2 protein-coding genes are annotated in these 2,934 nt (G+C 66.3%); one reads left to right on the forward strand and one right to left on the reverse strand.

The window, feature by feature from the left end; translation table 11 throughout:
* Positions 1 to 2: 2 nt before the first annotated feature.
* The gene (locus tag EQG76_RS06655) at positions 3 to 896 is read right to left on the reverse strand and encodes a crotonase/enoyl-CoA hydratase family protein (protein ID WP_159711751.1); all 894 of its coding nucleotides are present in this window, start codon (positions 894 to 896) and stop codon (positions 3 to 5) included.
* Positions 897 to 1,374: 478 nt separating this feature from the next.
* Between EQG76_RS06655 and EQG76_RS06660 the strand changes: the two genes are divergently transcribed.
* The gene (locus EQG76_RS06660; RefSeq protein WP_159711753.1) at positions 1,375 to 2,877 is read left to right on the forward strand and encodes an aldehyde dehydrogenase family protein; all 1,503 of its coding nucleotides are present in this window, start codon (positions 1,375 to 1,377) and stop codon (positions 2,875 to 2,877) included.
* Positions 2,878 to 2,934 lie beyond the last annotated feature (57 nt).

A 2,934-nucleotide genomic window follows, 5' to 3' on the forward strand; every position in this document is an offset into this window, starting at 1 on the left:
CATCAGGCCGCCCCGCGCTTGCGCTCCTGGACCCGCGCCAGGGCCTGCATGCGGCGTAGGGAGTCCTCGCCCAGGCCCAGCGTCAGCTCGGTCCAGATGCGGACCACGTCCAGCATCTCGTCCAGGCCCAGCGCTTCGGCGCGGCGCCGGGACTGGTGCAGGGCGACCTCGCCCGGCAGGCGGGCGCGGTGGGTGTCGATGTAGCGGAGCAGCGTGGCCTTGGCGGCACCGGGCTCGGCGATCAGCGAGACCGCACCCGCCTGCTCCGCCTCCTCGGCAGTCCAGCTCTGGCCGGACAGGATCAGGCGGCTGGCCGCAGCACTGCCGAGCTTGCGGATCATGATCGAGGTGGCGCCCATGCCAGGGAACATGTTGAACAGGATCTCGGGCAGGCCGAACTTAGCACCCCGCTCCGCCACCACCAGGTCGTCGGTCAGGATCGCCTCGAAGCCGCCGCCCAGCACGTCGCCCTCGACCAGGGAAGCGGTCATGATCGGCAGGTCGAGCGAGCGGTAGTTGTCGTGGAGGATCTCCACAGCCTGCTCGGCATAGGCCAGCAGGCCCGCTTGGTCCTGCTCACGGATGAAGCGGCAGAAGGTCGAGAGGTCGCCGCCCAGGCTCCAGGCACGCGGCGCGTCCGAGGCCCAGACCAGCCACTGGAAGGGCAGGTCGCGCGGGTCGCGGATCCCACCGAACAGCTCCTTCAGGCGGAGCTGGACCCGGCGCATGTCGCGCATCAGCTCCGGCGTGAAGCAGGCGCGCTCGGGGTGGCGCATGCGCAGCCAGAGGATGCCCCAGCTCGGGTCGTAGTCGATCTCGAGCTGCCGGATGTCCTCGGCAATCGCTTCCTGCCAGGTCTGGACATGCATCGTTCCAGAGAAGCTGCCTATCGACATGGGTCAATTCTCCTGCGACTAGGGCGTGATGATTTACCTGATGTAAACCATTCGCGCCGTCCATATGGTTCATGATGCATTAACTATACTTGGCTAGTACCGGCACATCATGGTGTTGCCGGCTTGTTGCTGCGATATATCTTCCGTTGTCCTTGGGTCTGCCCTGCGCCACCTGGGCGCTCGCGGGTCGAACGCACCGTCGCCCGGGCCGGCCTGGACGAGGCTTAGCAAAGACGATATGTTCATACGGACATATCGATCTGATCGCTCCTCCAGCGGCCCGGTGTGCCGAGTGTGGGCAGCAGGAGCATGTCGCTCGCTCCGCGCCAGTCGAGGCAGGTAGAGGCAAGATTGGCTGAACAAACTTGTTGCCGCTGGCTCGGGCGATGACCGATAAGTCACCGCGCATCAGTCGGTCGCAACTGATCGTACTCTAAAAACAACCTAGAACCGTTCCCAAAGACGGAGGCAGATCATCATGAGCATCCATATTCAGAAGCCGGAGATCAGCGCCGAACTTCGAGCTTTTCTTGACAAGCCTAAGAAGCTCCTGATCGACGGCCAGTGGGTCGATGCCCGTTCCGGCAAGACCTTCGCGGTCGAGGATCCGGCGACCCAGGAAACCATCACCCATGTCGCGGAAGGCGACGCCGCCGATGTCGATCTGGCGGTGGCCGCGGCGCGCCGGGCCTTCGAGGGCGGCCCCTGGGCGAAGATGCTGCCGGCCGAGCGTGCCTCGCTGGTCTGGAGGCTGGCGGACCTGCTGGAACAGCACGCCGACGAACTGGCCCAGCTCGAAGCGCTGGACAACGGCAAGCCGGTGACCGCCGCGCGCAGCGCCGACGTGGCCGGCTCGATCGGCATGTTCCGCTACATGTCGGGCTGGGCGACCCGGCTGACCGGCGAGACCATTCCGGTGTCGTCGCCGGGCGAATGGCACGCCTATACCGTGCGCGAGCCGGTGGGCGTGGTCGGTCAGATCATCCCCTGGAACTTCCCCCTGATGATGGCGGCCTGGAAGCTGGCCCCGGCCCTGTCGGTCGGCTGCACGATCGTGCTCAAGCCCGCCGAGCAGACCCCGCTGGCGGCGATCCGGCTGGGCGAACTGGTCCAGGAGGCGGGCTTCCCGGACGGCGTGGTCAACATCATCACCGGCTTCGGCGAGACCGCGGGTGCCGCGATCGCCAGTCATCCGGACGTCGACAAGGTCGCGTTCACCGGCTCCACCGAGGTCGGCAAGCTGATCGTCAAGGCGGCGGCCGGCAACCTGAAGCGGGTCAGCCTGGAACTGGGCGGCAAGTCCCCGCAGGTGATCTTCCCGGATGCCAAGCTCGATCACACCATCGTCGGCACGGCCAGCGCCATCTTCTACAACATGGGCCAGTGCTGCACGGCCGGCTCGCGCCTGTTCGCGCACAAGAAGGTGTTCGACCAAGTGGTGGAAGGCCTGACGGCCGAGGCTGCCAAGCTAAAGATCGGCCATGGTCTGGATCCCGAGACCACGATGGGGCCGCTCGTGTCCAGCGAGCAGCACCAGCGGGTCACGGGCTTCCTCCAGAGCGGGCGCGAGGAAGGGGCCGAGGTGGTGACCGGCGGCAACGTGGTCGGCAATCGCGGCTATTTCGTGGAGCCTACCGTGCTGGCCAAGACCAACCGCGACATGAGGGTGGTGCGGGAGGAGATCTTCGGCCCGGTCGTGTGCGTCCAGCCGTTCGAGGAGGACGACCTCGATTCGATCGCCCAGTTCGCGAACGATACCGAGTACGGCCTTTCCGCCTCGATCTGGACCCAGGACCTGCGCAAGGCGCACAGCCTGGCCCGCAAGATCAAGGCAGGCACGGTCTGGGTGAACACCCATAACTGGGGCGACGCCGCCTTCCCGTTCGGCGGCTACAAGCAGTCCGGCTGGGGCCGCGAGATGGGCAAGGAGGTGCTGGAGCACTACACCGAGACCAAGGCGGTGGGCGTGAAGCTGGTCTGAACCGGATCCCGCGACGGAAGTGCTTCTTCCGTCGCGGGACCTTCAGGCGAGGCTGGC

It is taken from the genome of Geminicoccus flavidas (assembly GCF_009806515.1).
GTDB lineage: Bacteria > Pseudomonadota > Alphaproteobacteria > Geminicoccales > Geminicoccaceae > Geminicoccus > Geminicoccus flavidus.

Coding starts and splice junctions, on each gene's coding strand:
- EQG76_RS06655 (WP_159711751.1), bottom strand. CDS start 896: ATGTCGATAGGCAGCTTCTCTGGAACGATGCATGTCCAGACCTGGCAG.
- EQG76_RS06660 (WP_159711753.1), top strand. CDS start 1,375: ATGAGCATCCATATTCAGAAGCCGGAGATCAGCGCCGAACTTCGAGCT.